Origin of the sequence: Oliverpabstia sp., assembly GCF_022785585.1 — a bacterium.
In the GTDB taxonomy this organism is placed as follows: Bacteria; Bacillota; Clostridia; order Lachnospirales; family Lachnospiraceae; genus Oliverpabstia; species Oliverpabstia intestinalis.
Genome location: NZ_JALFPR010000095.1, coordinates 1 through 5,212 on the forward strand (window position 1 = coordinate 1; position 5,212 = coordinate 5,212).

Consider the following 5,212-nt stretch of genomic DNA (forward strand, 5'->3'; position numbering starts at 1 on the left):
TGAGAATGGAAATTATCAATATTCAATAAATGGAAATGTACAAGAAAATGCTGATAGTTTGATTATTGATGATTCAGAAGAGATTGTATTTGGTGAAAGCAATTTAAAAGATCTATATGAGAATTTGAAAATGGAAACAAAAGCCCCGATAATTTGTCTTACAAGTCTAGATGATAATAGCAAAGTAACGTATGCTACCTATAATAAAAGATACAGGACTATTAGCTATAGAATACTTGAAAATAGTACATATATATATGTGAGTCAAAAGAAACAAGTAGAAGAAACATCGGATGGAGCAGTGAATAAAAACAATTTTGTGAAGGAAATGGAGATACCAGAATTAGATATTAAGACGAGTATTTACGAAAGTACACAGGATAATAGTTTATACTGCAATTTGATTTATGACAATAATTCGATTTCGATTGTTTCTAACATGGATTTGGAAAATTTTATGATATTGTTAAAAGGGCTTGAATATTATTAAAGGAGATCAGTATGAAAAAATATATTGCATTAATATTAAGCTGTATGTTAGTGGTTGCTCAATGTAGTCTTGTATTGGCAAGTGAAACAGAGCAATATGAAATGGTAGAAATGAATAATGATGATATTTTTACAACAAGTTCACAGGAAGAAGTAGCACCATGTTTGCTGTATATTGCAAATATTTACACTTCTATAATAAAAATAAGCTCTAATCAGGTAGGAATTCGTGCTGAAACAGTATGTAGCGAAACCGTCAAATCCATAACGGTAACGTACACATTACAGAAATGGAATGGAAGTCAATGGGTGCGTGTAGCATCAAAAACAGCATCGGCATCTAATGTTGCGCAGACGGTAAAGAGTTATACAATTACTGGTGTGTCTTCGGGAAAATATAGAACCAAAGCAACAGCATCAGTAACGGGTTATAATGGATATACAGAATCATTAACTGGATACAGTGGAAGTATTACAATTTAACATTCGGTAAAATCCCCTTCCATCAGAATTCATCGATCTGATGAGAAGGTGGTTTTATACCCTTACTCTCCAACAATTTATCTTCCAAAAAGTAAGGGTTTCAGTCATTGCAGAGGAACAAGAGGCAACCGCATCCGCTGAAGTTCCCTGTGATGGCTGTTTTTGACTTCCTGTCCAGACAATACTTTGAATATAAAAATGTGGCGAAGAGATTCCCTCACGGGGGCTTCGCCACATTTTTTAAGTTTCAGGAATATCTGTAATTTCATCTGCCCGGTATTGATTGAAGATTCCGCGTACTGCCTGGTGCAGCTGTGGCTTGAGTTCTTCAAGACCTACCGGCTGCTGGTAAAGGATCGAATTGTAGCTGGTTCCACTGACCAGTTCGAGAATCATGTACATCATAAGCTCCGGAGAGTGGTAGGTATGATTGGCATTTTGAAGCATGCTATCATAGATAGTATGAATGGATGGAGTATCTTCGCTCGGTGTGAAGAACAGTGAGTTTTTGAAAAATCCCCAGCTCAGATGTTTGGATAAGAGGCGTACCAGATTCAGATTGTTTGCCAGCTGATCTAAAATATCATCCATAATAAAGATCACCTGATCTTCAAAATCCGTGATTTCTGTGTGCTTTTGCAATGCCAGATAAGAAGTCTGAAACACCTGGCTTGCCTTGTGGGCAATCAGGTGATTGCGGATATCGTATTTATCTTTGAAATAAAGGTAAAACGTTCCTTTTGCCACGCCTGCATTTTTAACAATATCTGCAATGGAAGTTTTATTGAATCCATTGTCTATAAAGAGAGAGAAAGCGGAATCCAGCAGGGATTCCCTTTTTTGCTGTTTGTTGTGATCGACTTTTCTCATACCGGGATCAGCCCCCTTCCTGTCGTTGTTTCCCATATTATAAGGAAATATCCACAAAAAAGTCAAATGAAAATTGGTCATTTTTATATTTTCGGAAAGTTGCATAAAATACAAAATGACTTTTAGTCAACTTTTTGCGGAATAAATATTGACTAAGAGTCATTTTTAAGGTATAACAATAAATGACCAAAGGTCAGTAAAACGACCGGCGGAAATATGATAAGAGAAGTTAAGGGAGGAATATAATATGGAGAAGCTGGGAAGGAAGATCGTCAGGTTTCGAATTCCGATATTTATCATCGGATTGTTGTTGCTGATTCCATCCGTCTTTGGATATATCAACACAAGAGTCAATTATGATGTACTTTATTATCTGCCGGATTCCATCGAGACGATGCAGGGTCAGGATATCCTGGTGGATGAGTTTGGAACGGGAGCCTATTCGATGTTTATCTGCGAGGGCATGGAAAACAAAGATGTGGCAAAGTTAAAAGAACAGATTGAAGATGTGGAACATGTCAGCAAGGTTGTCTGGTATGACAGTTTTGCAGATATCAGCATTCCGATGGAGATGTTGCCGGAGGACATCAGAGAGGCCTTTAATGCAGACGATTCCACGCTGATGTTTATTATTTTCGATACGACGACCTCTGCCGATGAGACTATGGATGCCATCGAAAACATCCGTGCACTGGCAGGCAAACAGTGCTTCTTAAGCGGTATGTCAGCCATCGTCACCGACACCAAGAACCTGGCAGAATCCGAGGTTGCAATCTACGTCCTGATCGCAGTCGTTCTCTCCTGTATCGTTCTGGCACTGACCATGGAATCGTATCTGATCCCGGTATTTTTCCTGTTAAGCATCGGCATGGCGATCCTGTATAACATGGGAACTAATATTTTCATGGGCCAGATCTCCTACATTACAAAAGCACTGAGTGCAGTCCTTCAGCTGGGTGTTACGATGGACTACTCGATCTTCCTGTGGCACAGCTATCAGGAACAGAGAGAAAAAGGCGAAGAGGATCACAAAGAGGCAATGGCAAAGGCTATTGCGGCAACGATCAAATCAGTAGTCGGAAGCTCGATTACAACGATTGCCGGATTTATCGCCCTGTGTTTCATGAGTTTTACCCTGGGTCTTGACCTTGGTATCGTTATGACAAAAGGCGTTGTATTTGGTGTGATCTGCTGTGTCACCGTACTTCCGTCCATGATCATGATTTTCGACAATGCACTGGAGAAAACAAAACATCGTCAGCTGATCCCGGATTTTCCGAAGATTTCTGATTTTGTGGTAAAACACCATGTGATCTTCGCAATCTTATTTGTGGTATTGTTTATCCCGTTTGCTTATTTCCAGGCACATGCAAGTGTGTACTACAACCTGGATGCCAGCCTTCCGGATACTCTCCCAAGTGTCCAGGCAAATACAAAACTGTCGGAAGAATACGACATGGGTGCGGCACATATGATCCTGCTGGATAAGGAGCTGGATGCCAAACAGAAATACAACATGATTGCCGATATCGAAAAGGTAGACGGTGTAAAACAGGTACTTGGTCTGGAAAGTATCATCGGACCGGCATTTCCGGAGAGTATGATCCCGGAGAATGTGAAAGAAATCCTGGAGAGTGATAACTACGAACTGATGCTGATCATGAACGAATATGCGGTAGCATCCGATGAGGTCAACAGTCAGCTGAGTGAGATCAACACGATCCTGAAACAGTACGATCCGACCGGTATGTTGGTAGGTGAAGCACCGTGCACGAAAGATCTGATCGAGATCACCGACCACGACTTTGCAGTGGTCAGTGCGGTATCGATCCTGGCAGTATTCTTTATCATTTTCTTCGTATTTAAATCGATATCCCTTCCGGTGATCCTGGTTATGGTCATCGAGGGTGCGATCTTTATCAACATGGGTATCCCGTTCCTGACGGGAACAAAACTTCCGTTCATCGCTTCCATCGTTATCGGAACGATCCAGCTGGGTGCGACCGTAGATTACGCGATCCTGATCACCAGCCGTTACGAGAAAGAGCGCGGAGAAGGTAAAAGCAAGAAAGATGCGATCCAGATCGCTCACAAAACCAGCATTCGACCGGTTATGGTATCGGCGTTCAGCTTCTTCGCCGCTACCTTCGGTGTTGGTATGTATTCTCAGATTGATATGATCAGCTCTCTGTGTCTGCTGATGGCAAGAGGCGCGCTGATCAGTATGTGTGCAGTATTATTATTCCTGCCGGCTATGTTCTGGCTGTTTGATGGATTTATTTGTAAAACCAGTCTGAATTTCAGACGGAAACATTAGGAGGAGATCGTTATGAAGAGAAAATATGTACAGGCAATGATGACAGGTATGACAGCAATGCTGGCAGTAACCGTTCCGGTAACGACTGTTGCCGCAGCGACTCCGGAAAAAGAACAGACCGTCTATGTCAATGCCGACCAGAATGGAAATGTAGAAAAAGTGATCGTCAGTAACTGGCTGAAGAATACAGACAAAGAAAGCACGCTCGAGGACAACAGCGAACTGAACGATATCACCAATGTAAAGGGTGAGGAAAGCTATACCCAGGGAAGCAATGGCAAACTGGTATGGGCCGCAGACGGCAATGACATCTATTATCAGGGAGAAACCAGCAAAGAACTTCCGGTATCGGTAAAAATGACATACTTTCTGGATGGCAGGGAAATCAGTGCCGCAGATCTGGCAGGAAAGAGCGGAAAAGTAAAGATCCGTATCGATTATACCAACAATTCTTCCCGGAACGCGAAGATCAACGGAAAGAAAGAGACAATTTACACACCTTTTATGATGGCAACCGGAATGATCCTTCCGACTGATACTTTTACGAATGTAGAAGTAACCAACGGTAAAGTGATCTCCGATGGAAATAATAACATCGTCCTGGGAATCGGTTTTCCGGGACTGTATGACAGCCTGAAACTGGGTGATCTGGATTCCTTCAAGGACAAAGAAAGCCCGGATTATGTGGAAATCACTGCAGATGTGGAAGATTTCTCCCTGGCACTGACCGCTACCGTGGCAACTACCGGTACACTGAATGAACTGGGCCTGGATGACATCGATGATCTGGATGACTTGCAGGACAGCCTTGATAAACTGACCGAATCTTCCACCGCACTGGTAGAAGGAAGCCGTGCACTGCAGGAAGGCATCCAGGAACTGGACAGTTCCGCAGATACCCTTGTGGATGGTCTGAACAGTGCCGATGATGGCGCGGGACAGTTAAAAGATGGTATTGATACCATGAACAACAGCAAAGGAACTCTGATCTCCGGTATCGATAAACTGGTAGCAGGTATGGAAAGTCTGGGAAGCGGTGCAGGAAGTTTGCAA

Annotated in this window: 4 protein-coding genes and 1 pseudogene; 4 read left to right on the forward strand and 1 reads right to left on the reverse strand. The window is 42.3% G+C overall.

Going from position 1 to position 5,212, the window contains the following annotated elements:
* On the forward strand, positions 1–490 hold a 490-nt coding region (locus tag MSA64_RS06670; protein ID WP_287891073.1), incomplete at its 5' end, for a hypothetical protein.
* 11 nt (positions 491–501) lie between these two features.
* Positions 502–972 carry a hypothetical protein gene (locus tag MSA64_RS06675; RefSeq protein WP_287891075.1) on the forward strand — a complete coding sequence of 157 codons (471 nt, stop codon included), beginning with the start codon at positions 502–504 and terminating at the stop codon, positions 970–972.
* Positions 973–1,212: 240 nt separating this feature from the next.
* On the opposite strand, the gene MSA64_RS06680 is transcribed toward MSA64_RS06675, so the two are convergent.
* A complete protein-coding gene (locus MSA64_RS06680) occupies positions 1,213–1,842 on the reverse strand; it encodes a TetR/AcrR family transcriptional regulator (RefSeq protein WP_022172777.1) in 630 nt (209 codons plus the stop codon).
* 247 nt (positions 1,843–2,089) lie between these two features.
* On the opposite strand from MSA64_RS06680, the gene MSA64_RS06685 reads away from it, so the two are divergent.
* Positions 2,090–4,159, forward strand: a complete 2,070-nt coding sequence (locus MSA64_RS06685; protein WP_277663567.1) for an efflux RND transporter permease subunit — start codon at positions 2,090–2,092, stop codon at positions 4,157–4,159.
* Positions 4,160–4,171: 12 nt separating this feature from the next.
* A pseudogene (locus MSA64_RS06690) lies at positions 4,172–5,212 on the forward strand (hypothetical protein); the annotation flags it as partial.

Bases quoted from the DNA above. Each gene is read 5' to 3' on its own strand.
- MSA64_RS06675 (WP_287891075.1), top strand. From the start codon at position 502: ATGAAAAAATATATTGCATTAATATTAAGCTGTATGTTAGTGGTTGCT.
- MSA64_RS06685 (WP_277663567.1), top strand. From the start codon at position 2,090: ATGGAGAAGCTGGGAAGGAAGATCGTCAGGTTTCGAATTCCGATATTT.
- MSA64_RS06680 (WP_022172777.1), bottom strand. From the start codon at position 1,842: ATGAGAAAAGTCGATCACAACAAACAGCAAAAAAGGGAATCCCTGCTG.